This window comes from Flavobacterium sp. IMCC34852 (genome assembly GCF_030643905.1).
GTDB lineage: Bacteria > Bacteroidota > Bacteroidia > Flavobacteriales > Flavobacteriaceae > Flavobacterium > Flavobacterium rivulicola.
The window spans coordinates 819,630-845,925 of the sequence record NZ_CP121446.1; the positions used below are offsets into that span (position 1 = coordinate 819,630).

The 26,296-nt window shown below is 37.4% G+C and carries 22 protein-coding genes; 10 read left to right on the plus strand and 12 right to left on the minus strand.

The features are described from left to right. Positions 1-9 precede the first annotated feature (9 nt). From P7V56_RS03670 to aspS, 5 genes are all read right to left on the minus strand, one after another. Positions 10-528: an NADH-quinone oxidoreductase subunit C gene (locus P7V56_RS03670; protein WP_171221032.1), complete on the minus strand. Its 519-nt coding sequence runs from the start codon at positions 526-528 to the stop codon at positions 10-12. A 1-nt stretch (position 529) separates the two neighbouring features. Then, a complete protein-coding gene (locus tag P7V56_RS03675) occupies positions 530-1,075 on the minus strand; it encodes an NADH-quinone oxidoreductase subunit B (RefSeq protein ID WP_171221031.1) in 546 nt (181 codons plus the stop codon). Positions 1,076-1,088: 13 nt separating this feature from the next. Beyond that, positions 1,089-1,454 carry an NADH-quinone oxidoreductase subunit A gene (locus P7V56_RS03680; protein ID WP_171221030.1) on the minus strand — a complete coding sequence of 122 codons (366 nt, stop codon included), beginning with the start codon at positions 1,452-1,454 and terminating at the stop codon, positions 1,089-1,091. A gap of 206 nt (positions 1,455-1,660) precedes the next feature. Continuing rightward, positions 1,661-1,861, minus strand: a complete 201-nt coding sequence (locus P7V56_RS03685) for a cold-shock protein (protein WP_171221029.1) — start codon at positions 1,859-1,861, stop codon at positions 1,661-1,663. Positions 1,862-2,078: 217 nt separating this feature from the next. Beyond that, the gene (gene aspS / locus P7V56_RS03690; protein ID WP_171221028.1) at positions 2,079-3,833 is read right to left on the minus strand and encodes an aspartate--tRNA ligase; all 1,755 of its coding nucleotides are present in this window, start codon (positions 3,831-3,833) and stop codon (positions 2,079-2,081) included. A 231-nt stretch (positions 3,834-4,064) separates the two neighbouring features. Here aspS and P7V56_RS03695 point away from each other — a divergent pair, with 231 nt between their 5' ends. Together P7V56_RS03695 and P7V56_RS03700 are read left to right on the plus strand one after the other, a co-directional pair. Next, a complete protein-coding gene (locus P7V56_RS03695; protein ID WP_171221027.1) occupies positions 4,065-5,057 on the plus strand; it encodes a TlpA family protein disulfide reductase in 993 nt (330 codons plus the stop codon). Between the two features lie 174 nt (positions 5,058-5,231). Next, on the plus strand, positions 5,232-5,576 hold the full coding sequence (locus tag P7V56_RS03700; RefSeq protein WP_171221026.1) for a toxin-antitoxin system YwqK family antitoxin: 345 nt from the start codon (positions 5,232-5,234) through the stop codon (positions 5,574-5,576). A 70-nt stretch (positions 5,577-5,646) separates the two neighbouring features. On the opposite strand, the gene P7V56_RS03705 is transcribed toward P7V56_RS03700, so the two are convergent. The 4 genes from P7V56_RS03705 to P7V56_RS03720 all read right to left on the minus strand — a co-directional run bounded on the left by P7V56_RS03705 (position 5,647) and on the right by P7V56_RS03720 (position 12,292). Then, positions 5,647-9,114 carry an efflux RND transporter permease subunit gene (locus P7V56_RS03705; RefSeq protein ID WP_171221025.1) on the minus strand — a complete coding sequence of 1,156 codons (3,468 nt, stop codon included), beginning with the start codon at positions 9,112-9,114 and terminating at the stop codon, positions 5,647-5,649. Positions 9,115-9,191: 77 nt separating this feature from the next. Continuing rightward, positions 9,192-10,331: an efflux RND transporter periplasmic adaptor subunit gene (locus P7V56_RS03710; protein WP_171221024.1), complete on the minus strand. Its 1,140-nt coding sequence runs from the start codon at positions 10,329-10,331 to the stop codon at positions 9,192-9,194. 10 nt (positions 10,332-10,341) lie between these two features. Beyond that, complete coding sequence (locus tag P7V56_RS03715) at positions 10,342-11,688, minus strand: TolC family protein (RefSeq protein ID WP_171221023.1); 1,347 nt, start codon at positions 11,686-11,688, stop codon at positions 10,342-10,344. A gap of 10 nt (positions 11,689-11,698) precedes the next feature. Beyond that, the gene (locus P7V56_RS03720) at positions 11,699-12,292 is read right to left on the minus strand and encodes a TetR/AcrR family transcriptional regulator (protein WP_171221022.1); all 594 of its coding nucleotides are present in this window, start codon (positions 12,290-12,292) and stop codon (positions 11,699-11,701) included. Positions 12,293-12,442: 150 nt separating this feature from the next. Between P7V56_RS03720 and P7V56_RS03725 the strand changes: the two genes are divergently transcribed. The 4 genes from P7V56_RS03725 (at position 12,443) to P7V56_RS03740 (ending at position 16,263) form a co-directional block, all read left to right on the plus strand. Then, positions 12,443-13,417 carry a polyprenyl synthetase family protein gene (locus tag P7V56_RS03725; protein WP_171221021.1) on the plus strand — a complete coding sequence of 325 codons (975 nt, stop codon included), beginning with the start codon at positions 12,443-12,445 and terminating at the stop codon, positions 13,415-13,417. After that, complete coding sequence (locus tag P7V56_RS03730) at positions 13,410-13,766, plus strand: hypothetical protein (RefSeq protein WP_171221020.1); 357 nt, start codon at positions 13,410-13,412, stop codon at positions 13,764-13,766. The genes P7V56_RS03725 and P7V56_RS03730 overlap by 8 nt, the downstream gene beginning before the upstream one ends. Before the next feature lie 248 nt (positions 13,767-14,014). Next, positions 14,015-15,796 (plus strand): hypothetical protein, encoded by a 1,782-nt coding sequence (locus P7V56_RS03735; RefSeq protein ID WP_171221019.1) that lies wholly within the window; start codon positions 14,015-14,017, stop codon positions 15,794-15,796. A 131-nt stretch (positions 15,797-15,927) separates the two neighbouring features. Continuing rightward, complete coding sequence (locus P7V56_RS03740; RefSeq protein ID WP_171221018.1) at positions 15,928-16,263, plus strand: hypothetical protein; 336 nt, start codon at positions 15,928-15,930, stop codon at positions 16,261-16,263. Positions 16,264-16,393: 130 nt separating this feature from the next. Here P7V56_RS03740 and P7V56_RS03745 read toward each other — a convergent pair whose 3' ends face one another. Continuing rightward, positions 16,394-16,942, minus strand: a complete 549-nt coding sequence (locus P7V56_RS03745; protein ID WP_171221017.1) for a hypothetical protein — start codon at positions 16,940-16,942, stop codon at positions 16,394-16,396. Positions 16,943-17,058: 116 nt separating this feature from the next. Here P7V56_RS03745 and P7V56_RS03750 point away from each other — a divergent pair, with 116 nt between their 5' ends. The 3 genes from P7V56_RS03750 (at position 17,059) to P7V56_RS03760 (ending at position 22,532) form a co-directional block, all read left to right on the plus strand. After that, on the plus strand, positions 17,059-19,830 hold the full coding sequence (locus tag P7V56_RS03750; protein ID WP_171221574.1) for a 2-oxoglutarate dehydrogenase E1 component: 2,772 nt from the start codon (positions 17,059-17,061) through the stop codon (positions 19,828-19,830). Between the two features lie 91 nt (positions 19,831-19,921). Next, complete coding sequence (odhB, locus tag P7V56_RS03755) at positions 19,922-21,151, plus strand: 2-oxoglutarate dehydrogenase complex dihydrolipoyllysine-residue succinyltransferase (protein ID WP_171221016.1); 1,230 nt, start codon at positions 19,922-19,924, stop codon at positions 21,149-21,151. Positions 21,152-21,308: 157 nt separating this feature from the next. Then, complete coding sequence (locus tag P7V56_RS03760; RefSeq protein WP_171221015.1) at positions 21,309-22,532, plus strand: TCR/Tet family MFS transporter; 1,224 nt, start codon at positions 21,309-21,311, stop codon at positions 22,530-22,532. Positions 22,533-22,566: 34 nt separating this feature from the next. On the opposite strand, the gene P7V56_RS03765 is transcribed toward P7V56_RS03760, so the two are convergent. Together P7V56_RS03765 and P7V56_RS03770 are read right to left on the minus strand one after the other, a co-directional pair. Continuing rightward, the gene (locus P7V56_RS03765; protein WP_171221014.1) at positions 22,567-24,921 is read right to left on the minus strand and encodes a T9SS type A sorting domain-containing protein; all 2,355 of its coding nucleotides are present in this window, start codon (positions 24,919-24,921) and stop codon (positions 22,567-22,569) included. A gap of 64 nt (positions 24,922-24,985) precedes the next feature. Continuing rightward, the gene (locus tag P7V56_RS03770) at positions 24,986-25,423 is read right to left on the minus strand and encodes a retropepsin-like aspartic protease (RefSeq protein ID WP_171221013.1); all 438 of its coding nucleotides are present in this window, start codon (positions 25,421-25,423) and stop codon (positions 24,986-24,988) included. Between the two features lie 87 nt (positions 25,424-25,510). Here P7V56_RS03770 and P7V56_RS03775 point away from each other — a divergent pair, with 87 nt between their 5' ends. Continuing rightward, a complete protein-coding gene (locus P7V56_RS03775) occupies positions 25,511-26,281 on the plus strand; it encodes a TatD family hydrolase (RefSeq protein WP_171221012.1) in 771 nt (256 codons plus the stop codon). The last annotated feature ends 15 nt before the right edge of the window (positions 26,282-26,296 follow it).

Below are 26,296 nucleotides of genomic sequence, written 5' to 3' on the forward strand. Positions count from 1 at the left end.
TTGAATTATTTAATTATTAACTGGTGTTCTTCCGAAGAAGCGGTCGTCTTTATCGGTTCTTCCGCTGTCTTCCATCGGGAATTCTTTTCGCATCGGGTGAGAAACCATCTCTTCCATATTCAAAATGCGTTTCAGCTGCGGATGTCCTTTGAAATTGATTCCGAAGAAATCCCAAGCTTCTCTTTCCATCCAATTGGCGCATAGAAATAAGTCGGTTACCGTATCAACCTCTGCCGGATCGGGCAAATAAGTTTTTACTCGAATTCTCACGTTTTCAATCCAATTGTGCAATTGATAAGTCACAGCAAATTGGTGTGTTTCATCATTGTCCGGAAAATGAATACCGGCTAAATCTGTTAGGAAGTGGAAGTTTAAATCTTCTTGTTCTTTCAAAAAGCGAATCACTTCGTGAATGGTATTGGGTGTGGCTTCGAAAGTGAAAATATCTCTTTTCATTTCAAAATTCAGCACATTGTTGCCGAATGTCTGAGCCAATTTATCTTGTATATAAGCTGTTTCTAAAGCCATATTATAGGTTGTAAGAAGCTAATAATTCTTTGTATTCCGGTGAATTTCTGCGGCGAACCGATTCGTTTTTCACCAATTCTTGCAATTGCATTACGCCGTCTACAATTTGTTCCGGTCTTGGCGGACAACCCGGCACATATACGTCAACGGGAATCACTTTGTCAATACCTTGTAAAACGGAGTATGTGTCAAATACACCACCTGAAGAGGCACAAGCGCCAACGGCGATAACCCAACGCGGTTCTGACATTTGTTCGTAAACCTGACGTAAAATCGGTGCCATTTTTTTGGAAATGGTTCCCATGACCATCAGCATGTCGGCTTGACGCGGAGAGAAACTTACTCTTTCCGAACCAAAACGCGCTAAATCGTAATGAGAAGCCATGGTGGCCATAAATTCAATTCCGCAACAAGATGTCGCGAACGGTAATGGCCAAAGCGAGTTGGCTCTTGCCAATCCGACAACATCGTTTAATTTGGTAGCGAAGAAACCTTCACCAACAACTCCTTCCGGCGGAGCGACCATATTTGGTTTTGTAGTACTCATAGCAATTGTTTTTTTATTCCCATTCTAAAGCTTTCTTCTTGATAATGTAGAAGAAGCCTACCAATAAAAGTGACATGAAAATAACCATTTTAATCATTCCTTCGATGCCTAAAGCTTTGAAATTAATGGCCCAAGGGTATAGGAAAATTACCTCTACGTCAAAAAGGACAAAAAGGATTGCTACCAAGAAATATTTTACTGAAAAAGGAATTCTGGCATTTCCTACTGATTCGATACCACACTCAAAGTTTTTGTCTTTGCTTTTGGAATGTCTTTTCGGGCCTAAAAAGCTAGAGCCGATAATGGTTAAGACCACAAATCCTACCGCTAAACCTGCTTGCATCAGGATTGGTAAATAATCTAATTGATTAGACTGCATAACGCTCAAAATTAGAAGTAAATTAAAATAGCCACAAATATACATCGCATTATTTAATTCGCAAAAATCAGGGCTAAACCTTTGGCATTTATTACCCTAAAAACGTTTATTTAAACTGATTTTAAATAAGAGAATTAATCCATAAAAAAACGTCCCGAAATTTTCGGGACGTTGAGTCATTCTAGGTAATCAAAAAATAATATATATTAGTCTTCGATAGCCACTACTTGAGCCGCTACTTTACCTTTTCTTCCTTCTTCTTCTTCGTAAGATACTTTGTCTCCTTCATTTAAACCTTCTGATTTAATTCCGGTAGCATGTACGAAAATGTCTTTTCCTGTCTCATCGTCAGTAATAAAACCGTAACCTTTTGATTCATTGAAGAATTTAACTTTACCTGTGCGCATTTTGTAATATAAAATAATTAATAATGCCCAAAGATATACTTATTTGCGACATAGCCAACAAAAATCAAATAAAAACTTAATTTTTTTTCAATATTTTTAAAATATAATTGAATGATTTTCAGTGTCATATTTGAATTATTCTAAAAACGGCAATAAAAAAAGCAATTATTTATAAATTTTTAAATAATTGCTTTCTCAGAAAATGCGAATTTGATATTTATTGCGGTAAGTCTAATTTAATGTATAATTCTTTTAATTGCGCTTCATCAATAGCAGAAGGCGCATCAATCATGACATCGCGTCCCGAATTGTTTTTAGGGAAAGCAATAAAATCGCGAATGGTTTCTTGTCCGCCCAAAATGGCCACCAATCGGTCTAATCCAAAAGCCAATCCACCATGTGGCGGAGCGCCGAATTGGAAGGCATTCATCAAGAATCCGAATTGGTCTTGGGCTTGTTCCGGAGTGAAACCTAACAAACTGAACATTCGGCTTTGTAAATCTTTATCGTGAATACGAATTGAACCACCGCCGATTTCATTTCCGTTCAATACCATATCATAGGCATTGGCGCGGACTTTACCCGGTTCGGTTTCAATAAGTTTCATGTCTTCCGGTTTTGGTGAAGTGAACGGATGGTGCATCGCGTGATAACGACTGCTTTCTTCGTCCCATTCTAATAAAGGAAAATCAACTACCCATAGCGGTGCAAACTCGTCCGGTTTTCTCAATCCTAAACGAGTCGCCACTTCCATGCGTAAAGCAGAAAGTTGTGTTCTGGTTTTATCAGCGTTACCCGAAAGTACTAAAATTAAGTCGCCTGCTTTGGCATTGGTTACTTCTGCCCATTTTTTCAAATCTTCTTGGTCGTAGAATTTATCTACTGAAGATTTGAATGTTCCGTCTTCTTCGCATTTCACGTAAACCATTCCTGAGGCGCCTACTTGCGGGCGTTTCACCCAGTCAATAAGGGCGTCAATTTCTTTACGAGTGTAAGATGCACAACCCGGAGCGGCAATTCCGACAACTAGTTCGGCCGAATTAAATACAGGAAAATCTTTATGTTGGGCCACGGCGTTTAATTCTCCGAATTTCATTTCGAAACGAATATCCGGTTTGTCGTTTCCGTAGGTTTTCATAGCGTAATCGTAGGTGATTCTTGGGAATTCTGCTACGTCGATGCCTTTGATTTCTTTTAATAAATGACGGGTCAAGCCTTCGAAAACATTTAGGATATCTTCTTGTTCAACAAAGGCCATTTCACAATCGATTTGGGTGAATTCGGGTTGTCTGTCGGCACGCAAATCTTCGTCGCGGAAACATTTTACGATTTGGAAATATTTATCCATGCCGCCTACCATCAACAATTGTTTGAAGGTTTGAGGCGATTGCGGTAAGGCGTAAAATTGTCCTTCGTTCATTCGACTTGGAACCACAAAATCTCTCGCGCCTTCCGGAGTCGATTTGATTAAATAAGGAGTTTCCACTTCACAGAAATCCAAATCAGATAAATATTTGCGCACTTCCATAGCCACTTTGTGACGGAAAAGCAAGGAGTTTTTTACCGGATTTCTTCGGATATCCAAGTAGCGGTATTTCATTCGAATGTCTTCACCACCATCAGTTTCATCTTCAATAGTGAATGGCGGAAGGTTAGAGGCATTCAATAAAGTCAGTTCAGAAACCAAGATTTCAATGTCACCGGTAGCCATATTAGGATTTTTTGATTCTCGTTCAATAACGGTTCCTTTTACCTGAATGACAAATTCTCTTCCCAGCGATTTGGCATTTTCAAAAACAGTTTTATCAGTTCTTTGTTCGTCAAAGATTAATTGCGTGATTCCGTAACGGTCGCGCAAATCAACCCAAATCATAAAACCTTTATCACGCGATTTTTGGACCCAACCGGCAAGCGTAACTTCTCTATTAATATGAGTGGCGTTTAATTGGCCACAATTATGACTTCTGTACATTGTAAAATACTGTTTTTTATGTTTTAATGTTTTTCGCTAAAGCGAAAATACCTGAATCCCGCCGGGCTTCTTCCTTTTAATTTCAAATATTAGAATAAAATTTTGTGCAAAAGTAAAAAACTTATGCCAATTAAACGGGTGAAGTCTCGAATCAAATTTAAGTTAATCTTTAATTTTTGAATGAACAAAACAAGTATATTTGATTTCTTAAAAATTAAACACACATAACTTATGAAAAAAATAGTCAGCTTTTTTTTAACGGTATTGATTTCCTCTCTGACCATTGCTCAGGAAACCATGACTTTTCAGGCAGAAATTGCCAACAAAAACGGAAACACACTTTCCATTAAAAGCGGAAGAGAAACGGTTCAAAAAATCGAGGCAGATGAAAAGGGAAATTTTAAGGCCACTTTTCCCATTAAAGAAGGTTTGTATCAGTTGTTTGATGGGGTAGAATATGCCAATTTGTTCTTGAAAAACGGATACAATCTAAAAATGACTATGGATGCTACTAAATTTGACGAGAGCATTTCATTTTCGGGAAATGGTTCTGCGGAGAACAATTTTTTGGCAAATCGAACTTTGGAAGAGAGTAAAATAGATTTTCAAGGAATGCTGGAATTAGATGCTGAAGGTTTCAAAAAAGCTACAGAAGAATTGAAAGCCACTCAAATTGCCAGTTTGGAAGCTTCCAAAATTGATGCTAATTTGATTGATATGTTGAAGAAAGGAACGGAAGCTAATATTGGACAGCTGCAACAATATTACACCATGTCATTAACCAAGAAGAAAATGAATAATGTAGCGGCACCCAATTTTGATTTTGAAAATCACAAAGGAGGAAAAACCACTTTGGAAAGTTTGAAAGGAAAATATGTATATGTTGATTTATGGGCAACATGGTGCGGACCTTGTCGTGCTGAGATTCCTTCTTTAAAGAAAATGGAAGAAACTTTTCACGGAAAGAATATAGAGTTCGTCAGCATTTCTATTGATGCAGAAAAAGATTATGAGAAATGGAAAACCTTTGTTACTGAAAAAGCATTGACCGGAACACAATTGTATGCTGCTAAAGCCAATCAAACGGAATTTGTAAAAGCGTTTGAAGTAAATTCTATTCCAAGATTCATATTAATTGATCCTAAAGGGATTGTAGTTGACGCTGATGCCAAAAGACCGTCCGATCCGAGACTACAAGAACAATTGAATAAATTATTGAACTAAACCTCAGTAAAACCAATACTTAAGCCGCCTTTTTAGGCGGTTTTTTTTTGCTTAAAAATAAATTCCAATGTTAAGTTTTTATCCAATGTTACCAAATTGTTAAGTAAAAGTTTTTTTATTGTAAATTAAATAGTAGCTTTGTTATGTGAATACGAACAACTTAAACCTACGATTATGAAAAAGATATTGATTTTAGGAGCATTTTTAATCTCAGGATTTGGTTTTGCTCAAAGCACTAAACCGTTTTTAGAGCAAGAAGGAGATTTAGTAAAAGCCACCTATTACTATGAAAATGGTAAAGTGCAACAACAAGGTTATTTTAAAGACGGGAAAATTACCGGTCAATGGGTAGCTTATGATGAAAACGGTAATAAAAAATCTGTCGGAGAATATGCTAACGGAGAAAAAACCGGAAAATGGTTATTTTGGAATGACAAAGTGTTAAGTGAAGTGGATTACTCTAATAGCCGAATAGCTACAGTTAAAACATGGACACAACAAGCCATTGTAAATAAATAATAGCTAATTATCATAACAAAAAAAAAGGAACTCAATTTGAGTTCCTTTTTTTGTTGGGCATTTTATAGCATTAAGCTTCGACGGCATTTCTTCTCTCTCTTCGATCACGTAACCAGTACTTAGTTCGTTTCACCAAGAAGAACATTACCGGAACCATGACTAAGGTTAAGATGGTGGCATAAGTTAATCCGAAGATAATCGTCCAAGCCAATGGTCCCCAGAAAATTACGTTGTCTCCACCCATATACAAGTGAGGATTCAAATCGGTAATCAATCCGAAGAAGTCAAAGTTCAAACCGATAGCTAACGGAATCAAACCTAATACAGCTGTTAAAGCGGTTAACAATACCGGACGCAAACGCGATTTACCACTTTCGATAATTACTTCTTTAATTTCTTCTAATGACAAATCATCGTGGCTTTCTACTGCTTTATCGGCTACTTTTTTATCTAATAATAAGACGAAGAAGTCCATCAATACAATACCGTTCTTCACCACAATTCCCGCCAAGGAAATAATTCCCATCATGGTCATCAGGATTACAAAATCCATATTGGCAATCACATAACCATAGAACACACCACTAAAACTCAATAATACCGTAAACAAAATGACAATGGTTTTAGAAACCGAGTTGAATTGCAACACAATGATGATGGTAATTCCCGCCATGGCTAAGAACAAGGCATACATCAAGAAACTTTGGTTTTTCCCTTGTTCTTCTTGTACACCCGAGAAAGAATAAGAGATGCCTTTCGGTAATTCATATCCTTTCAATTCGGTCGCAATTTGTTTGGTAATTTCATCTCCATTATAACCGGTCAAAACGTTAGAGTAAATCGTCATGATGCGTTTGTACCCTTTTCTTTTGATTTGGTTATAAGTATATGCTTTCTCAGTTTCAGAAACAGCCGAGATCGGTACTTGTACAATTTGACCATTGTTTTGATTTCTGAAAGTCAACGATTGATTGAACAAAATATTTTCATTCTTGCGTTGGTCTTCCTGCATGCGCACTACTATATTGTAGTCGTCGTCACCTTCTTTATAAGTCGAAATCTCTTGTCCGTAAACCGAACGACGTAAATTGAATCCCAACTGACCTGTTGACACTCCGGCACTTCCTGCATTTACTCGATCCACAGTTACTTCTAACTCCGGGCTTTGTTTATTAACATCAACACTTAGTTTTTCGATACCCGGAATGTTTTTACTGTTGATAAATGCAATCATTTTATCCGCTTGCGCAATCATTTCGTCATAATCAGAACCGGTTAATTGTACAGAAATCGGATAACCTGCCGGTGGACCATTAGCATCTTTTTCGACAGTAACAATAGCTCCGGCGATACCTTTAACTTTGCCGCGTATTTCTTCTAAAACGTCGGAAGTATTGATGCCTTGACGGAATTTAAACTCCGAGAAGTTCACCGTTACTTTTCCTTTAAAAGGAGTTTCCGAAGCCGAACCGGCGTCTACATTCGGATTTCCGGCACCAACACCTACTTGCGAAACAATACTTTCCGCTAAGAAATTTTCGTTGGTTTTCGGGTCAATGTATTTACTTAAGATATTGATTACCTGTTTTTCTACATATAAAGTAGCTTTGTTGGTTTTTTCAATATCAGTTCCTTGAGGATATTCGATATAAACAATTGCCTGGTTCGGAATATTATCCGGGAAGAATAATACTTTTCTCGGGAATATACCTAAGAGGATAAAGGACAAAAACAACATTCCGATGATGCTTCCTAACGCAATCCAAGCATTTCTTCCGGTTAGGATTTTGGCCAAAAAGCGTTTGTACTTTTCTTCCATTCTCGGAAAGAAATTGTGTTGAAAATCTTGGGTCCATTGGTACAATTTGATTTTGTACAACCACATTAAGCCTAATGAAATCAGAGCTAAGTGTCCAATTCCTCTACCTAATTTAGAATCGTATACATTTCCGATGACCACAAAAATAACAGCAATAATTCCGAAAATAATCGAGTAAGTTTTGGCCGAACGGTTGGTTACATTTCGGTCTTCAATATCCATCGAACCTCCGGTCATGGCAGCATTTACAATCATCGCCACAAATAAGGAAGCGCCCAAAGTAACCGAAAGTGTCAGCGGAAAGTAAATCATAAATTTACCCATAGTTCCCGGCCACAATGCGAACGGTAAAAACGCCATCAAAGTGGTTGCCGTTGAGGAGATTACCGGCCAAGCGATTTCGCCAATCCCGATTTTAGAAGCTTGGATACGCGGCATGCCTTTTTTCATATTGGCAAATACGTTATCAACCACTACAATTCCGTCATCTACCAACATTCCCAATCCCATTACCAAACCGAATAACACCATGGTATTCAAGGTCATCCCGAAGGCAGAAAGAATACTAAAGGCCATCAACATCGACAAAGGAATCGCGGCACCAACGAATAAAGAGTTTCTTAATCCCATGGTAAACATCAATACAATCATTACCAGTATAATCCCAAAAATGATGTGGTTAGACAATTCGTCTACTTGGTGTTCAACGCGCGAAGATTGGTCGTTGGTTAAGTCGATTTTTAAATCTTTGGGCAAATAGTTTTCTTTGGCCAATTCGATTCTTTCCTTGACTTGCTCAATAGCCGAAATCATGTTTTGACCCGAACGTTTTTTGACGTTCAACATCACTACTTCTTTGCCTTTTTCACGGGCATAAGTCGTTTTTTCTTTTTCTTTAAAACTTACCGTAGCAATGTCTTTTAGGTAAACGCTTCCGCCAAATGATTTGACGATAACATTCTCAAGTTCTTTCGGGTCTTTAATTTCACCCACAATTCTGATATTGTTTCGAGAACCTTGAGAAGTTAGATTTCCACCCGAAAGCGTCATGTTTTCATATTTCACAGCATTTTGAATGTCGTCAAAAGAAACTTGAGCGGCTGTCATTTTGAAGATATCCACAGCAATTTCAACTTCTTTGTCATCCACTCCAAGAATGTCTACTTTTTTCACTTCGGCAATTTCTTCAATATCATCCTGAAGCAATTCGCCATACTTTTTGAGCTGTTGCGTGGTGTAATTTCCTTTTAAGTTGATGTTCAAAATTGGCACTTCTTCCGAAATGTTTAATTCGAAAACACTCGGTTCTACTTTACTGCCGTTGTCTAAGTTGGGCCAATCGGTATCGGCTTTTACGATATCAACTTTATCTTTTATTTTGGTTTTGGCTTCTTCGATACCAATTTTATCGCCAAATTCAACAATAATCATCCCATAATCTTGGAAGGAACTGGCCGTTATTTTTTCGATTCCACTGATGTTTTTGAATTCCTTTTCCAGTGGTTTGATGATTAGTTTTTCAACGTCTTCAGCTGAATTCCCGGGGAAAACAGAGGAAACGTACACTTTATTTTCGATGATTTCCGGGAAATCTTCACGAGGCATGGTTATGTAGGCAATTAAACCCGTAACAACAATCAGAAAAGTGAAGATATATACAGTGACTCTGTTGTCGACTGCCCAACTCGATATACCGAATTCTTTATTTTGATGTGACATATAATAGTTTTTAGTTGTCGGTTCTCTGTTGTCAGTTGTCAAGATTTAACAGACAACCAATAACAGACAACAGTTTTTTAGAAATTAAGTTTCATTCCTTCAGAAATATTGTTTACCCCTTCGGTAACAATAATATCATTAGCCGATAAACCGCTTAGGATTTCTGTAACATTATTAGATGATTTTCCAACAGTAACAATCACTTTTTTGGCTTTACCGGTTTTGCCGTTACTTCCTTCGACGATGTAAATAAATTTATCTCCGGTGCCATCTTCCTGAACCACATTGGTTGGGACAACAATTGCATTTTTATTGACATAGTCGGTAATTTTTAGTTTGGCTACTTGGTTAGGGCGCAATAAGTTTTCCGGATTAGGCACGCTTACTTCAATCCCGAAACTTCTGTTGCTTGGATTGATGAAGTTCCCAATTTGACGTACTTTACCTTTATAAGTTTTACCCAAAGAAGTCAAGAATACATCCACTTCAGTACCGATTTTCAATTTCCCTATATAGGTTTCAGGAATCGTGGTGGAAACGTACATATTGCTTAGATTTACGATTCGCATTAAACCTTGCGGACTTGGCGCAACAACTTCTCCTTTTTCCACAAAAACTTCGTCTATGGTTCCGGTAAATGGAGCGCGGATGATAGTTTTAGCCAATTGGGCTTTGATTTGGGCTACGGCTTTTTGAGCAGAAACCATTTGGGTTTGCGCTTGCAAGTACTGAATTTCAGAACCGATTTTTTTGTCCCAAAGATTTTTTTGTCTGTCGTAAGTGGTTTTGGCCAAATTGTATTGGTTTTCGGCACTGGCCAATTGTTGGCTCATTCCGGCGTCATCTACACGACCTAAGATTTGTCCTTTAGAAACTTTCTGTCCGGCTTTTACGGTTAGCGAAGTCAATGTTCCGCTGAATTCCGGTTGTACTAAGATGTTTTCTTTAGTATCAACACTTCCTTGGATGTCAATGTAATGATTGAAAACCGTGTCTTTTACAGTCAATACCGAAACCAAGGCTTCTTCTTTTTTAACGTCTAAAGTGGCTAATGCTTCTTCAATTTTGGCAATTTCAGCTTGCAAAGCGGTTTTTTTGGCTTGCAATCCGGCCACGTCTTTCTTTTCAATCATTTTGTCTAATGATTGTGTGTTCTCTTTGTTTCCACAAGCGTAAAGTACAACGGCTAAAAGGGAAAGTATAATTGTCTTCTTCATTTTGTATAGATTAGTTTTTATTGATGATTTTTTCTAAAGTTGCTTTTTTGTTGATGATGTTTACCATCGATTGTAGGTAGTTTTGTTGTGCGGTATATAATTGTCTTTGGGCTTCGCTGAAGTCAAAACTCGAGGACAAACCTTCGGTAAACTTGATTTGTTGTTTTCTTTCGATGCGTTCGGCCAAATTCAAATTGTTTTTTGCGGTAGCATATTCTTCAATACTGAATTCGTATTCGCTTTTGGCTTTTTCGTATTCTAATTTTAACTGTTGTTCAGTTTGTGTTAGTTGGGTTTTAGCTTGGTCTAAAGCAATTCTGGCTTGTTGGGTTTTGGCACTTCTACCAAAACTGCTAAAAATCGGCACACTTAAACTTACACCCAAATTGGAAAACTTATTCCATTTTTGGTCGCCGTCTGCGAATGAAAAATCATTGGCAAACGAGTTGTAACCAAAGTTAACAGCAGCAGCCAGCGTTGGTAAAGCTTTGCTTCTTTGCAATTTTAATTCTAATGCTCTTTGCTCCTGAAAATTGGAAGCCATTTGATAATTAATGTTGTTGTTTACTACAAATCCGTCCTGACTGAAAGCCAAAGCTAAATTAGAGGTCGAAAGACTGTCCAATTTATCCGTTAGTATTAATTCGTCTTCGATATTCATGCCCAAAGTGAATTTCAACATTTTTTGGGCAACATCTAAAAGCCTTTTGGTGTTGTTCAAATTACTTTCGATAGAGGATAACGTGATTTGCAATTGCTCTACATTTTCCTCTTCAATCAAACCATTTTTAAAGGTTTCCTGAGTGTCTGCAAGTGTTTTTGACAAAGTGCTTTTGTTTTTCTCTAAAATAGTAATGCTTTCTTGTGCCAATAATACATTGCCATAAGCATTGATTACCATTTCTCTGACTTCGGTATTGTTTTTTTGTTTGGCATTTTCATAGTATTTCAAGTATGTTTTTGAAGCTTGAAGTGCTACTATATAAGAACCGTCAAAAATCAATTGGCTCAAGGTTAAGCCGGAAGTCATTGATTGTTTGGTTCCGAAAGCCACTAAGCTGATATCGTTAGGATCTGCCGCGGGATTAAAAGCATTTCCGGAAATACCTTGTAAAGTAAAATCGAAGTTGTTTAAATAAGTTACACTTCCATTTATTTGTGGCAAACCGGCGGCCGTGGTTTCCCATTTCTTCTGCTTGGCAGCGTCGATGTCTCTATTGGCATTGATAGCCGAATAGTTGTTTTTCAACGCATGTTCAACGGCTTGTTGCAAGCTGAAAGAATAGCTTTGTTTTTGTTCTTGGGCTTGTAAATTGCTTACAATCAAGAATAAAATTAATATTAACTTGTTTTTCATAGATTGATGATTATATATTGGTTTTTAAATGTTTTTCGAGTTCAATAATTCCTTCAGCTGTAGCGATAGCTCGGGTGTGATATTCTAGTGCTTTGGCCTCGAGTTCGTAAGCTTCTTTTTCCAACATGGTGTTTTCATTGATGGAAAAAATAAGCGTGTAATAGAATTTTACAGCTGCTTCAATGTCCGTTTCCTTGCGGTATAAACCTTCTTTAATTCCTTTTTCGATATTTTGACGGAACATGTGACTGCAATCTTCAATTTCGTTGGCCATCATTTTCTCATAAATTTCCGGGTAATGTTTTTTGAGTTGGTAAGCCGGAGATTGATCAAAGGATTGAAACATTTCTTTAAACATTTCTCTGATTTGAAAATTTTCGGCAATTGCATTGTGGTTTTGAGCCATTACTTCATCCATCATGGAATGAATTTTTTGATGTACTACTTCAGTGCCTTCTTCGATTAGCTTTTCTTTGTTACTGAAATATTTGTAAATCGTTTTTTTAGAAATGCACATTTCACACGCAATATCATCCATGGTAACACTCTTGAATCCCAGCTTCAAAAACATATCCGTTGCTTTTTTGATGATTTTTTCTTTCATGACAATGTTAAAATTATGCCGCAAATGTATAATGGAAACTTTTAACACTAAAATAGTTTCCAAAGTATTAACGTAAATTTAACATTGGTTGAAAAAGTAGCTTTTTGTAAAGCGATGAGAATAGCCTAAATTAGCCGAAAATATTTTTTCATGCGCGCCATTTCAGAATACCAAGACATTATTGTTGCCCATTTTAAGACGTTGACTCTGGAAAAAGAGCCTAATAATTTATACGAGCCAATTCGATATATCCTTTCATTGGGCGGAAAAAGACTGCGTCCGATTTTGACCTTAATGGCAGCTGAAGTTTTTGATACCGATTGCCAAAAAGCCATCCAAGCCGCAACTGCCGTGGAGGTTTTTCATAATTTTTCGTTGATTCACGATGACATTATGGATGATGCGCCATTGCGAAGAGGAAACGAAACCGTACACGAAAAATGGAATCTCAATACCGGAATTCTTTCGGGAGATGCGATGCTGATTTTAGCGTACCAATTTTTCGAAACTTACGAACCAAATGTCTTCAGAGAATTGGCAAAATTGTTCAGCAAAACCGCTTTGGAAGTTTGTGAAGGCCAACAATACGATGTGGATTTCGAAACCCGTGATGATGTGACTATTCCGGAATACCTCAAAATGATTGAATACAAAACGGCTGTTTTGGTTGGAGCCGCCATGAAAATGGGTGCGATTGTGGCCGAAACTTCTACTGAAAACACCAATGCGATTTACGATTTCGGATTAAATTTAGGGATTGCGTTCCAATTGCAAGATGATTACTTAGACGCGTTTGGCAATCCGGAAACCTTTGGGAAACAAGTGGGCGGCGATATTATTGAGAATAAAAAAACGTATCTTTATCTCAAAGCTTTAGAATATTCAAAACCGGAAGAAAAAGAGCAATTGTTGCATTTGTTCTCTATCCAGCCAAGTGACAACACGGATAAAATCAATTCGGTAAAGCAAATTTTTAACCAAACCGGAGCCAGTGATGCCACGCAAAGTGCTATTCAGGATTACACATTAAAAGCGTTTGAGACTTTAGATAAAATGAATATCAGCGAGGACAAGAAAACAGTTTTAAGAGCTTTCGGGGATAAATTGATGAGCAGAAATGTCTAATTTCGTTTCGCCTATATCAACAGACCAATTACTTTCGGAAGCCGAGAAAGAAAGCCTGTACGCCAAACTTATTGAACAACTCAACAAGGATTTCAACTTTGCCAATGAAGCAGTTGATTTTCCGCAAAGTACTTCGCCTTATGAATTGAAAGTGCAACTCCACGAAAAGATTTACCGCTTAATCCAATACAAATACGCCGAATTACTCAATTTGCTTTACATCATCGATGTGCCCGAAGAAAATATCAAACAATTAGATGGCAGCGACACAGTTGAACTCGCCGAACAAATCGCCTTTTTGGTTTTGAAAAGAGAATGGATGAAGGTTTGGTTTAGGAATCGCTATTAGTCTTTTATTTAGATCAAACATTTCAATGATTCTTTAATTTTTAGCATTAATTGACATTTATAAAAAATGTGATTTTAAAAAATGCAAATCATATAAAAAACTCATTTCATGGTTTTTAAATAATATTCAGACCTATTTAAAAGGAACTTAGCTTTATAATAATTTAAAATAAAAATAGGAATATACTACTGTTTTTAATTCCGTTTTATCTATTTGATAGATTTTAATTACTTAAAAATTAATCTATTATGAAGAAGCCTAAAATTTTATCATTGTTTTTCACAATAATTATATGTTCTTTTTATTTAAGTTGTGAAAAAGATTTATATGATGATGCAATTAAAAATGAATCGGATCATTATAAAGTTAAGAAAATAAGTTTTAAGGATTTCAAGCAAAATAGAAAAGCATTAAATAAGCTTGGAGAAAGTATAATTAAAAAATACCCAAACATTCATAATAGAGGTGTTTATTTTGAGGAGTTTGGTGTATATGTAGATACCACGGATATCAGAGTAATTGAAGACTTTGATAAACATTCAATTACATTCAGAATTACAAATCAAGAAGTAAATAATAAAATTGAAAATTTAGTGCTTCAATCTAAGGAGAATGGAGATTATGAAGCATTTGTTACAGAGTATGTTCTTTCTCAAACAGAATTATATCTAATTTCTCAAGGTCAATATAATGAAATTGAAAAAAATCCTGATGCAATTACAAAACTAGAAAGTAGTGAACGCGTTGTTGTAAACAGTGAATGTGTCTCAATTGTATCAATAACCACCACTTATTGTAAAGATAATGAAGGGAATTTATTTGTTTCTCAAGGGAATTTAGGTGATTGTCCAATACCTTCACATATAGAAACCTATGTTGTAGTTTCAATAAGTTCAGGCTGTTTGAATCAATATGGAGGAACTTTTGGTTCTTCATTTACCGGTGATGCCGGTGATACCGGTTCAGGTTCTACAGGAGGTAATTCAGAAGGAGGAATTGGCGTTGGTTCACCATCAACTGGAACGAATGATAACCCAGTTATAACAACACCAGTTCTTAACTTAGAAGAAATAGAAGCTAATATTATCAGTATTTTAGAGCCAACTCAATTAGAATGGTGGAATAATCAACCTGCTTCAAATAATATAAAACACCAAATCAGATATTTTTTTAGTTTTAATGAGTTTTCAGAGGAAAACGAGGAGTTTACCAATCAATTTATTACTCAAACTATTTTAAATCCTGATTTGAATTTTGATTTTGAAACTTCAATCAAATCCCCCGCTAACATTGATTTGACTCAAGTTCAAGACACAACTGCTACTGCCAGAAAATTTAGATGTGTTTATGAAAAATTGATGCAAACCGAAACTTTTAAAAAACTATTTAAAGATACTTTCGATGAAAATAATAGAATTAATGTTAAATTTGAGATTAGTTCCGAACTTCCACCAGGACGAAATGGTAGTTGTGAAATGACAGTAGCACCTGACGGGAGTTACAATAATTTAATTAAAATAAATTCAAATTTATTAGATGGAACTATATCTAATATAATTGTAGCAAAAACAATTTTACATGAATGTATTCATGCCTATTTAAATATCAAAAGAATGAATTGTAATTTAGGGTCAACCATACCTGAGTTAAATAATTTAGATTTACAGGAACTTATTTCATTATTCTATCAAAATTTTAATTGTCATATTGATGTAAATGGAGCACCGCAAAGTCAACATGTTTTTATGTTTGATTATTTAACTCCAACTTTTATGAATATATTAAATGAAGTGAAGGGGTTATTGATTAGTCAAAATCATATTCAACAATTAAACAATCAAATTTATTATTATCCAAATTCTAATTTAAGTGAGCCTTTTAATTGGAATGATTTTTTTTATAACCTTAGCTTAAGTGGTCTCAATAACACAAGTTCTTTTCAAACTAATATTCAATCTGATAGCATAAAATATTCTAAATATTTATTTTATTCGTCCTTGTTTAACATGGTAACAAAAGAATGTCATTAATTATGAAAATAAGTTTAATAATATCAATATACTTTTTTTTTAATTCCTCTTGGTCACAAACATTAGACTCTATCAGGTCTTCAGATACTTTGTATATATACTTTGATTATGGTAAGTGCCAAGATATATATTTGAAAGAAAATATTAATGATGTTCTAAAGCTAAAGATTTACAGATTTAGTTCTGATAATTACAATAGTATTTTTTTTAAGTCCGGACTATATCATGATTATAATAATTATGATAAAAAAATAGAGGCTTCTAAAAAGATTGTTGATAAATGTTTTTTAAAAGAAAAAAAGAAATTAATTTTAGATATTAATTTTTTTATTGAATATGGATTTAAAGAAACCTTTTTTTTAATCTGGAAAAAGAAACTATTTTTAATAGATAAAAAAGAGATTAAAAAAAATAAGATAACTTTAAAAGAAATAATAATTGAAAATTACACTTATTTTGAAGAATGATAATGAATAATTAAAATTAATTAGCTACAGTATTTAGGAATCATAGGTTCAACTAAGTTAACACCTTCGAGAATTAAAAAAATATTCACAAAAACACACACTTGAGAGTGTTTTTTTTTTAACTCAAATATTAAAAATAAACCCTTACAAACGGCATAAACGCATCACCATACAAATCTTTGTCCTTGTCAAATAATAAATTGAATCGCGCGCCAATCGTAACATTGTCAGCACGATAACCGCCGCCAACGTATAGGCCGGTGTTCCAAAAACTTCTTTTTACATTGTTGTACAAATCGGTGTAACTAGTGTTCACATGAACTTGCTCCAATTCTAAAGAAAGCTGAATTTCCTCTATCGGATTGAATAGTCCAATAAGCGTCGCACCAACCACATTCGAATCGTAAAAATTTTTCTGCTTCAAGCGGCTGTATTGCAATCCTGTACCCAACGCAAAGTGCTCATTGAAATTGTAAATCGCACTCGGAGCAATGGTAATATCAGTAAAACCATTGCCTATGGCCAAGCCAAATCCGCCCCCAAATTGTACTTTGTCCCAAAAATCCCCTGTATCAGATTTGCCACCCGATGACTCTTGTGAAAATCCACTGAAGGAAAAGAGTAAAATCAGGGTTAATAGAGCCGACTTTGCCAAGGTGCAGAAGGTATTCTTTTTCATAGCATTGTATATATTTATTTAGCGTTATAAATATACTAAAATGATTGAAAGATTATTACAAATGTCATACTTTTGCAGCTGATTTTCTAACACTAAGATTATTTACAGCTAAAATCATGGATAGGTTTTCCTTTTTAAACGCAGCACACACCGAATTTTTTGCCCATTTATACGAACAATACCTTCAAAATCCCGATAGCGTAGAGCCAAGTTGGCGCGCTTTTTTTCAAGGTTTCGACTTTGGAATGGCAACCTATAACGAAGAGAATGCCGTACAGGAATTGGCGCACTATGCTGCCAGTGTTCCTCAGAACGGACAGGTTTCTGATAAATTGCAAAAAGAATTCAATGTACTAAAGTTGATTGACGGCTACAGAACACGCGGTCACTTATTTACCCAAACCAATCCGGTTCGTGACCGTAGAGTATATGAGCCGAATTTAGATATCGAAAATTTCGGTCTGACTTCAGCCGATTTGGATACCGTATTTGATGCCGCCAAAATTTTAGGAAAACAACCCTCTACTTTAAAACAAATTCTTGCTCATTTGAAGAGTATGTATTGCCAACACATTGGGATCGAATACATGCACATGGAAAATCCGATTTTTGTGAATTGGGTTCAAGAAAGATTAAATAAAAACGACAACCAACCTGATTTCAACGCCGAACAAAAGAAACACATCTTAGGCAAACTAAATGAAGCGGTTTCTTTCGAGAATTTTTTGCATACAAAGTATGTTGGGCAAAAACGATTCTCGTTGGAAGGTGGTGAAAGTATCATTCCGGCATTAGACGCATTAATTGAATCGGCAGCTGAAAAAGGCGTTGAGCATTTCGTTATGGGAATGGCCCATAGAGGGAGATTAAATACCTTAGCTAACATTTTCGGCAAAGCCACACAAGACATCTTCTCCGAATTTGACGGAAAAGATTATGATAAAGAATATTTTGACGGTGACGTAAAGTACCACTTAGGGTTAACGTCAGAAAGAAAAACCCAATCGGGTAAAAAAATCAATATCAATTTGGCTCCCAATCCATCTCACTTGGAAACGGTTGGTGCCGTGATTGAGGGAATTACCCGTGCCAAACAAGACAAATATTTCCCGGAAGATTTCTCTAAAGTATTGCCAATCGCCGTTCACGGTGATGCGGCTGTGGCCGGACAAGGAATCGTGTACGAGATCGTTCAAATGGCCCAATTAGACGGTTACAAAACCGGAGGAACCATTCATATTGTCATCAATAACCAAGTAGGATTTACGACCAATTATTTAGATGCCCGTTCGTCAACGTATTGTACCGATGTGGCCAAAGTGACTTTGTCGCCAATACTTCACGTAAATTCAGACGATGCGGAAGCGGTAGTTCACGCCATGTTATTCGCGTTAGACTTCAGAATGCAATTCGGAAGAGACGTTTTCATCGATTTGTTAGGCTACAGAAAATATGGCCACAACGAAGGCGATGAACCTCGTTTTACCCAACCGTTATTGTACAAATTAATTGCCCGTCACAAAAACCCAAGAGACATTTACTCCGAAAAATTAATCACCGCCGGAATCGTTGATGCCGCGTATGTGACCAAAATAGAAAACGAATACAAAGCCAAGCTGGATGAAAATCTGCAAGCTTCCCGTAAAAAAGATTTGACCATCATCAAACCTTTTATGCAAGATGAATGGAAAGGTTTTGTACAGGTTTCCGATGATGAAATGTTGCAAAAAGTCGACACTACTTTTGATAAAAAGAAATTAGATGCCATCTTAGAAACCATTTCGACGTTACCGGCCGACAAAAAATTCATCAGTAAGATTACTAAAATCGTTACCGATAGAAAAGCCATGTACGATAACAACACTATCGATTGGGGCACTGCCGAGGCTTTAGCTTATGGTTCGTTACTTACCGAAGGTTACGATATTCGCTTGTCGGGACAAGACGTAGAGCGAGGAACTTTCTCCCACCGTCACGCCGTAGTGAAGGTAGAAGACAGCGAAGAAGAAGTAATTTTATTAAACGCTTTAAAAGATAAAAAAGGAAAGTTCAACGTGTTCAATTCGTTCCTTTCCGAATATGGGGTTTTAGGGTTTGACTACGGTTATGCTTTAGCCAATCCAAACGCCTTAACCATTTGGGAAGCCCAATTCGGAGATTTTTCCAACGGTGCCCAAATCATGATCGACCAATACATTTCGTGTGGGGAAGACAAATGGAACAACCAAAACGGAATTGTTTTATTGTTGCCTCACGGATACGAAGGTCAAGGTGCTGAACACTCGTCTGCGCGTATGGAACGATATTTACAGTTGTGTGCCAAACACAATATGTATGTAGCCGATTGTACTACGCCGGCGAATTTCTTCCACTTGCTGCGTCGCCAAATGAAAACCAAATTCCGCAAACCATTGGTAGTATTCTCACCTAAGAGTTTGTTGCGTCACCCATTGTGTGTGTCTACTCGTGAAGCATTGTACAACGGTCAATTCCAAGAAGTAATCGATGATGCTTCTATCGACAAGAAAAAAGTAAAAACCGTAGTGTTCTGTACCGGAAAATTCTACTACGATATTTTAGCCGAAAGAGAAAACTTAGGCAGAAATGACGTAGCTTTGGTACGTATCGAGCAGTTGTTCCCGTTACCAACAGAGCAATTGAAAGCGGTGATTGCGAGTTATCCGAATACCGACGATTTCGTTTGGGCACAGGAAGAACCAAAAAACATGGGTGCTTACAGCTATATGCTAATGAATTTCGACTTGGTGCCATGGCGATTGGCTTCTTTAAAAGCTTATGCAGCTCCGGCCGCCGGAAGTCACACACGAGACAGAAGAAGACATGCCGATGCCATCAGAATGGTATTTGACAAGAATTTATTTAGATAATTTAGGAGCTTAATCCCGCTGCAACCTGCCTGCCGGCAGGCAGGTCGGGGCTAAAAAATAAAGAACAAAACAACACTATAAAATTACAGACATGATTTTAGAAATGAAAGTGCCTTCACCGGGCGAATCGATTAAAGAAGTAGAAATTGCCACTTGGCTGGTAAAAGACGGCGATTATGTAGAAAAAGACCAAGCCATTGCTGAGGTGGATTCTGATAAAGCCACTTTAGAGTTACCGGCAGAAGCCAGCGGAATCATCACGCTAAAAGCCGAAGAAGGTGACGCAGTAGCGGTTGGTGCAGTGGTTTGTTTAATCGATACTAGCGCAGCTAAACCAAGCGGTTCTGCTCCGGCTCCAGCGGCAGAAGTTAAAGCTGAAGCACCAAAAGTAGAAGAGAAAAAAGCAGAAGCGCCAAAAGCAGCACCAGTGGCAGCAGCTACTTATGCAGCCCAAACACCATCTCCGGCAGCTCGTAAAATATTAGACGAAAAAAATATCCAACCTTCAGACATCGTTGGAACAGGAAAAGACGGCAGAATCACCAAAGAAGATGCGGTAAACGCTGTGCCTTCAATGGGAACTCCAACAGGAGGCAATCGTGGTTCAGAAAGAACTAAATTATCCATGTTGCGTCGTAAAGTAGCGGAAAGATTGGTTTCTGCGAAAAACGAAACCGCCATGTTGACTACGTTCAACGAGGTGGATATGACCAACATCTACGCGTTGCGTGAGCAATACAAAGAAGAGTTTAAAGCGAAACACGGCTTAGGATTGGGCTTTATGTCATTCTTTACTAAAGCCGTAACCCGCGCTTTACAATTATACCCGGATGTAAATTCGATGATTGACGGTCAAGAGAAAATTGCTTACGATTTCTGTGATATCTCCGTAGCGGTATCAGGGCCTAAAGGTTTGATGGTTCCCGTAATGAGAAACGCTGAAACACTATCTTTCAGAGGTGTGGAAGCCGAAATCAAAAGATTAGCGATTCGCGCTCGTGACGGACAAATCACGGTTGACGAAATGACCGGAGGAACATTCACTATTTCTAATGGTGGCGTTTTCGGAAGTATGTTGAGCACGCCAATTATCAATCCGCCACAATCGGGGATCTTAGGAATGCACAATGTAGTGGAAAGACCTATCGTTAGAAACGGACAAATCGTTATCGCTCCGGTAATGTATGTGGCTTTATCGTATGACCACAGAATCATTGACGGACGTGAGTCGGTTGGATTCTTAGTAGCGGTAAAAGAAGCGTTAGAAAATCCGGTGGAAATTTTGATGAATAACAACCCTAAGAAAGCTTTAGAGCTTTAGGGTTTCTACCTGCCTCGGATGAGGCGCCTATATATTAAATCCCGTTTGGTTTTCTGAACGGGATTTTTCGTTTATTTGCATACTGCGTGAGTGATTGGAGCAAGTACCATGTACTGCGGAAAGCACGGCCCAAAGGGACACGCCCAAAAAATACGCTATGAAGAAAAACCAAAAAGAAGCGGCGATAGGATTTATTTTTATTACGATGCTGATTGATATTACGGGCTGGGGCATTATCATTCCGGTAATCCCTAAATTAATTTCCGAACTCATTCAAGCCGATATCAGTGAAGCAGCAAAATATGGCGGTTGGCTGACTTTTGCTTACGCGATAACGCAGTTTGTTTGTGCGCCTTTGATTGGGAATCTGAGTGATAAATTTGGCCGAAGACCGATTATTTTAATTTCGCTTTTTGCCTTTTCCTTAGACTATTTGTTGTTGGCTTTTGCCCCAACAATCACTTGGCTTTTTGTGGGAAGAATTATTGCAGGTTTGACGGGTGCGAGTATTACGACAGCTTCCGCTTATATCGCCGATGTGAGTACTCCTGAAAACCGTGCGAAAAACTTTGGGATGATTGGTGCTGCTTTTGGATTAGGCTTTATTATTGGTCCGGTGATTGGCGGATTGCTAGGGCAATTTGGTTCGAGAGTGCCCTTTTATGCTGCAGCTGTTTTGTGTATGCTTAACTTTTTATACGGTTATTTTATTTTGCCCGAATCTTTACCTAAAAAGAACCGTCGCGAATTTGAATGGAAACGCGCCAATCCTATAGGTGCTTTACTGAATCTGAAAAAACATCCTTCTTTAATTGGACTCATCTTGGCTATTTTTCTTTTGTATGTGGGTTCGCATGCCGTTCATAGTAATTGGAGTTTCTTTACCATGTACCGATTTGATTGGGATGAAAAAATGGTGGGAATTTCACTGGGCGTTGTTGGGCTTTTAGTTGGCTTAGTTCAAGGCGGATTGATTCGTTGGACGAGTCCGAGATTGGGCAATACCAAAAGTATTTACCTTGGATTATCATTATATACGGTCGGTATGTTATTGTTTGCTTTCGCTACCGAGAGTTGGATGATGTTTGCTTTTTTGGTTCCGTATTGTCTCGGAGGAATTGCCGGTCCGGCATTGCAGTCAGAAGTTTCGGGGAAAGTTCCGGCAAATGAGCAGGGAGAAATTCAAGGCACTTTGGCGAGTTTGATGAGTGCCTCGGCTATTATTGGTCCGCCAATGATGACCAATACTTTTTACTTTTTTACCCATGATGAAGCGCCATTTCAGTTGCCCGGAGCGCCGTTTATTTTGGGTAGTTTCCTCATGCTGATTAGTACCTTGATTGCTTATTATTCTTTAAAGAAAAAATCCCAAACACCGTAAGGCATTTGGGACTTTCATTTTCAGATTTTAAAATTTATTCTTTAATAATTTTTACTGTTTTTTCCTGACCTGCACTGGTTACTTTAATAAAGTACAAGCCTTGGTTCAATTCTGATAAGTTGATTTCGGTTTGGATGCCGTCTACTTTGAATGATTTCACTTTTTGTCCCAGAACAGAATAGATTTCAATGTTGTTTATAATGGTCTCACTTGAAAGGGTCAAACTGTTTTTAACAGGATTAGGATAATACTCAAAGTCCATTGCCGTAAAATCAGGGTTGCTCAACTGTAAGACAAACTCGGTGGTCCAAGTGTTGGTCACAATCGCCGGATTGAAATCGAAATAAATATTGGCGGTATTCGGTATCACATCTCCAATGATATAACCCGGTTTTGGCTTGACTTGGAACACGATATAACCATGACCAATCACTGAATTCCCTGGAATAGACGGCTCTAAATTCACACCGTCAAAACGCCAAGTCAAATTGCTTCCCACACGGTCTAAGACATAAGGATGACTGGCGGTAACCATTCTAACTGTGGTTTCATCAAGGTCGGCATCTAAAACATCGTTAACTCTAATGTTGATAGCTTCGGCTGTTCCTGTATTTTCAAATCGAATGGTGTAGGTTAAATAATCATTGGTACTGAAAGTAGAATGTTGTATTTGCGGGCCATGACTTTCGGCTTTATCATTCGGGTCATAAGAACCTACTATGGTTTGTGTTAAACTGCTGCTGTTGTTATTGACATTAATATCATTAGAAGGAATAGAAATAGAAGCCGTATTGGTAACCAAATCACCTAAATTTACTGTTGGGATAGTTGGTACTTGCATCATAACAGCAAAAGTTCGCGATTCTCCCGGTAATAAATTGGTGAAATTATACGTAAATCCACCCGCTGTTGGGGTTGAGCCTGACGGTGAAACAGAAAGAATACTTACGTTACTGCCTTTAGTAAAAGTAACCGTTCCGCTAGCAATGGTTTGATTGCCGTAGTTGAAATAAGTGACGTAATTTTCATAATCGAATCCGGGTCTTGGTGGAATCCAACCGTAAACGTTAATACCTAAATCACTGTAAGGAATTTGAGTTACGGCAAAATTATAAGTCACTATCCCCGAACCGTTAGCCACCGTTACATTAGCATAAGAAGCCGGAGCTACCGAATATTGTGACGTATAAGCCGGATTGATAGTAAATCCAAAATCATAACTGTTAGTCGGATTGGTTTCATATAAATAATGTATGCCGTTGGAGGAAATAATATTGTGAACAGTACCATTATCATTCAATTGGTATTGGAAGGAACCATACAGAAAATTGGGTTCTCCATTTTCCTGAGTACCATTGCCGTTGTAATCTATGAAGGCGTTCAATTGGACACCATTGGCGATGTTTAAGCTTTGGGTATCCGTAGTGGTTACACTAATCGGATTTCCGGATAAAGTTCCGTTGGTTTGAACCCCAACGACTACCGAACCATTATTGATGTCTTCTTGGGTAATGACATGAACGCCGGTATAAGTAGTATTGTTATTCGCACTCGGATTCAAAAGCGGAATCGGCGGACCGCCATTGATATTGACTTCCGAGCTGGTAATGGATATATTGGAGACAGCCGTATTGCCGATATTGGTAATCGAATAGGTGTAATTGACTACATCTCCAACATTGGTTATGCCATCACCGTTAAAATCTTGATAAGTGCTATTAATAGTTGTCAATAAGGAATTCACTACTGTGATGGTTGCAAAAGCATTAGTACAACTGTTGATACAATAGTAATACTCTAAAGTATAAATCCCAGGTGGCGGATTACTAATCACTAACACATTGGCAGTACTGTAATCAATTGAAAAATAAGTAGATGCCGTAGAAGATATTTGTTGAATATAAGCATCACTAATGCTTATCGGAATGCCTCCTAACGTATCGTTAGACAATACATTTTCTAAAATAATTTGAGGAACAACTAATCCAGTTGAAATCGTCACCGCATCACTGTTAGCGACAATCGGCACCGGATTTACTGTCACATAGGCGAAAGCATAATCGCAGTTTCCCGGATTGCCAATTTGACATACATCATAGAAGATTTCATAATAGCCAGTCGGTGCTCCTGCATTTACAACTACAGAACCATTAGGCTGTAATGTAACATGAGTTGTTGAAGAAATTTGGGAGAAAGTTACATCTGATAACGTAACAGGAATTCCATTTAAAGTGTCGTTTCCCAAAACATTTTGAATGGCAATTTGTACAGTATTTGAATAAGTAACGCTTCCTTGATCATTGTTGGCCAACATTTGACCATAAGAAGATTGACTAAAAAACAATCCGAAAACAAAAAGCAGCAGTAAATAAGTGTATTTTTTCCCCATGAGTAAAAGTTTAAGTATCAAATGTATAAAATAAAATTGTAAGAAATGTTAAATCTGAATTATCTTATTTTAAATACAAACAATGATTGTAGTAATCAATAATTGCTTTGCCTTCCAACAAAACATCAGCGCCAATTATACCGTCAACCGGCTTGGCTTTATATTGTGTCAACGCTTCATTTACGTGGCTCATGTCAAAAATAATTAAATGGAGTTCTTCCGTTTTCCAGCGACCAATTTTTAAAGCATTGTTCTTGGCAATCTTGGTCATCATCCCGGTTCCGCCTGCGCCCGAAGCTTTGGTTTTTGATCTTCCGGCTTTTAGGTTGAATTTTTCAATACTGTCAAAACCCACACAACTGTTTGAAGCGCCTGTATCTAAAATAAAGTTTCCCGAAACCCCATTGATAGTGGCTTTAATCAGTAAATGCTGGGTTTTAGAAACTTTGAAATTGATTTTCTTATACTTTTCTTTTTTCAGTACGTCTTGCAGGTTTTTCATAACGCTTTATTGATGTTCAAATGTAATTCAAAAATCTATATAAACTTAGTACCTTAGCGCCTCAGAACCTTAGTGCCTTAAAACCCAATGATTTTAACCGATACCCACACGCATCTTTATTCCGAAGAATTTCAAAACGACCGCACCGAAATGATTCAACGTGCTATAGATGTTGGAGTTTCAAGATTTTTTGTGCCGTCCATTGATTCGACTTACACCCAAAAAATGTACGATTTGGAAACCCAATTTCCCGACAACATTTTTTTAATGATGGGCTTGCATCCGTGTTATGTTAAACCCGAAACTTATCAGCAAGAATTGGAGCATGTGGAAACTGAATTGGCCAAAAGAAAATTCTATACCGTTGGCGAAATCGGTATCGATTTGTATTGGGACAAAACCACTTTGGCGATTCAACAAGAAGCGTTTCAGCGCCAAATTCAATTGGCTAAAAAATATAAGTTAGCCATTAATATTCACTGTCGCGACGCTTTTGATGAGGTTTTTGAAGTGTTGGAAACTGAACGTTCAGAGGATTTGTTTGGCATTTTTCATTGTTTTACAGGTGATTTGGGTCAAGCCCAAAGAGCCATCGGCTTGAACATGAGACTCGGAATCGGCGGTGTGGCTACTTTCAAAAACGGGAAGATTGATCAATTTCTCCATGAAATTGATTTGCAACATATAGTTCTTGAAACCGATTCGCCTTATTTGGCGCCGGTGCCTTTCCGCGGCAAGCGAAACGAAAGCAGTTATACTAAATTGGTGGCCGAAAAATTAGCCCTGATTTACCAACTTCCGTTAGAAGAAATCGCTCGAATAACGACAGAAAATTCTAAAGCTGTTTTTGGGATTTAAGGAAGAAAACGTTAA

What these genes read in the sequence shown, in the direction of transcription:
- P7V56_RS03670 (WP_171221032.1), bottom strand. Translation starts at nt 528, where the DNA reads ATGGCTTTAGAAACAGCTTATATACAAGATAAATTGGCTCAGACATTC.
- P7V56_RS03675 (WP_171221031.1), bottom strand. Translation starts at nt 1,075, where the DNA reads ATGAGTACTACAAAACCAAATATGGTCGCTCCGCCGGAAGGAGTTGTT.
- P7V56_RS03680 (WP_171221030.1), bottom strand. Translation starts at nt 1,454, where the DNA reads ATGCAGTCTAATCAATTAGATTATTTACCAATCCTGATGCAAGCAGGT.
- P7V56_RS03685 (WP_171221029.1), bottom strand. Translation starts at nt 1,861, where the DNA reads ATGCGCACAGGTAAAGTTAAATTCTTCAATGAATCAAAAGGTTACGGT.
- aspS (WP_171221028.1), bottom strand. Translation starts at nt 3,833, where the DNA reads ATGTACAGAAGTCATAATTGTGGCCAATTAAACGCCACTCATATTAAT.
- P7V56_RS03695 (WP_171221027.1), top strand. Translation starts at nt 4,065, where the DNA reads ATGAAAAAAATAGTCAGCTTTTTTTTAACGGTATTGATTTCCTCTCTG.
- P7V56_RS03700 (WP_171221026.1), top strand. Translation starts at nt 5,232, where the DNA reads ATGAAAAAGATATTGATTTTAGGAGCATTTTTAATCTCAGGATTTGGT.
- P7V56_RS03705 (WP_171221025.1), bottom strand. Translation starts at nt 9,114, where the DNA reads ATGTCACATCAAAATAAAGAATTCGGTATATCGAGTTGGGCAGTCGAC.
- P7V56_RS03710 (WP_171221024.1), bottom strand. Translation starts at nt 10,331, where the DNA reads ATGAAGAAGACAATTATACTTTCCCTTTTAGCCGTTGTACTTTACGCT.
- P7V56_RS03715 (WP_171221023.1), bottom strand. Translation starts at nt 11,688, where the DNA reads ATGAAAAACAAGTTAATATTAATTTTATTCTTGATTGTAAGCAATTTA.
- P7V56_RS03720 (WP_171221022.1), bottom strand. Translation starts at nt 12,292, where the DNA reads ATGAAAGAAAAAATCATCAAAAAAGCAACGGATATGTTTTTGAAGCTG.
- P7V56_RS03725 (WP_171221021.1), top strand. Translation starts at nt 12,443, where the DNA reads ATGCGCGCCATTTCAGAATACCAAGACATTATTGTTGCCCATTTTAAG.
- P7V56_RS03730 (WP_171221020.1), top strand. Translation starts at nt 13,410, where the DNA reads ATGTCTAATTTCGTTTCGCCTATATCAACAGACCAATTACTTTCGGAA.
- P7V56_RS03735 (WP_171221019.1), top strand. Translation starts at nt 14,015, where the DNA reads ATGAAGAAGCCTAAAATTTTATCATTGTTTTTCACAATAATTATATGT.
- P7V56_RS03745 (WP_171221017.1), bottom strand. Translation starts at nt 16,942, where the DNA reads ATGAAAAAGAATACCTTCTGCACCTTGGCAAAGTCGGCTCTATTAACC.
- P7V56_RS03750 (WP_171221574.1), top strand. Translation starts at nt 17,059, where the DNA reads ATGGATAGGTTTTCCTTTTTAAACGCAGCACACACCGAATTTTTTGCC.
- odhB (WP_171221016.1), top strand. Translation starts at nt 19,922, where the DNA reads ATGATTTTAGAAATGAAAGTGCCTTCACCGGGCGAATCGATTAAAGAA.
- P7V56_RS03760 (WP_171221015.1), top strand. Translation starts at nt 21,309, where the DNA reads ATGAAGAAAAACCAAAAAGAAGCGGCGATAGGATTTATTTTTATTACG.
- P7V56_RS03765 (WP_171221014.1), bottom strand. Translation starts at nt 24,921, where the DNA reads ATGGGGAAAAAATACACTTATTTACTGCTGCTTTTTGTTTTCGGATTG.
- P7V56_RS03770 (WP_171221013.1), bottom strand. Translation starts at nt 25,423, where the DNA reads ATGAAAAACCTGCAAGACGTACTGAAAAAAGAAAAGTATAAGAAAATC.
- P7V56_RS03775 (WP_171221012.1), top strand. Translation starts at nt 25,511, where the DNA reads ATGATTTTAACCGATACCCACACGCATCTTTATTCCGAAGAATTTCAA.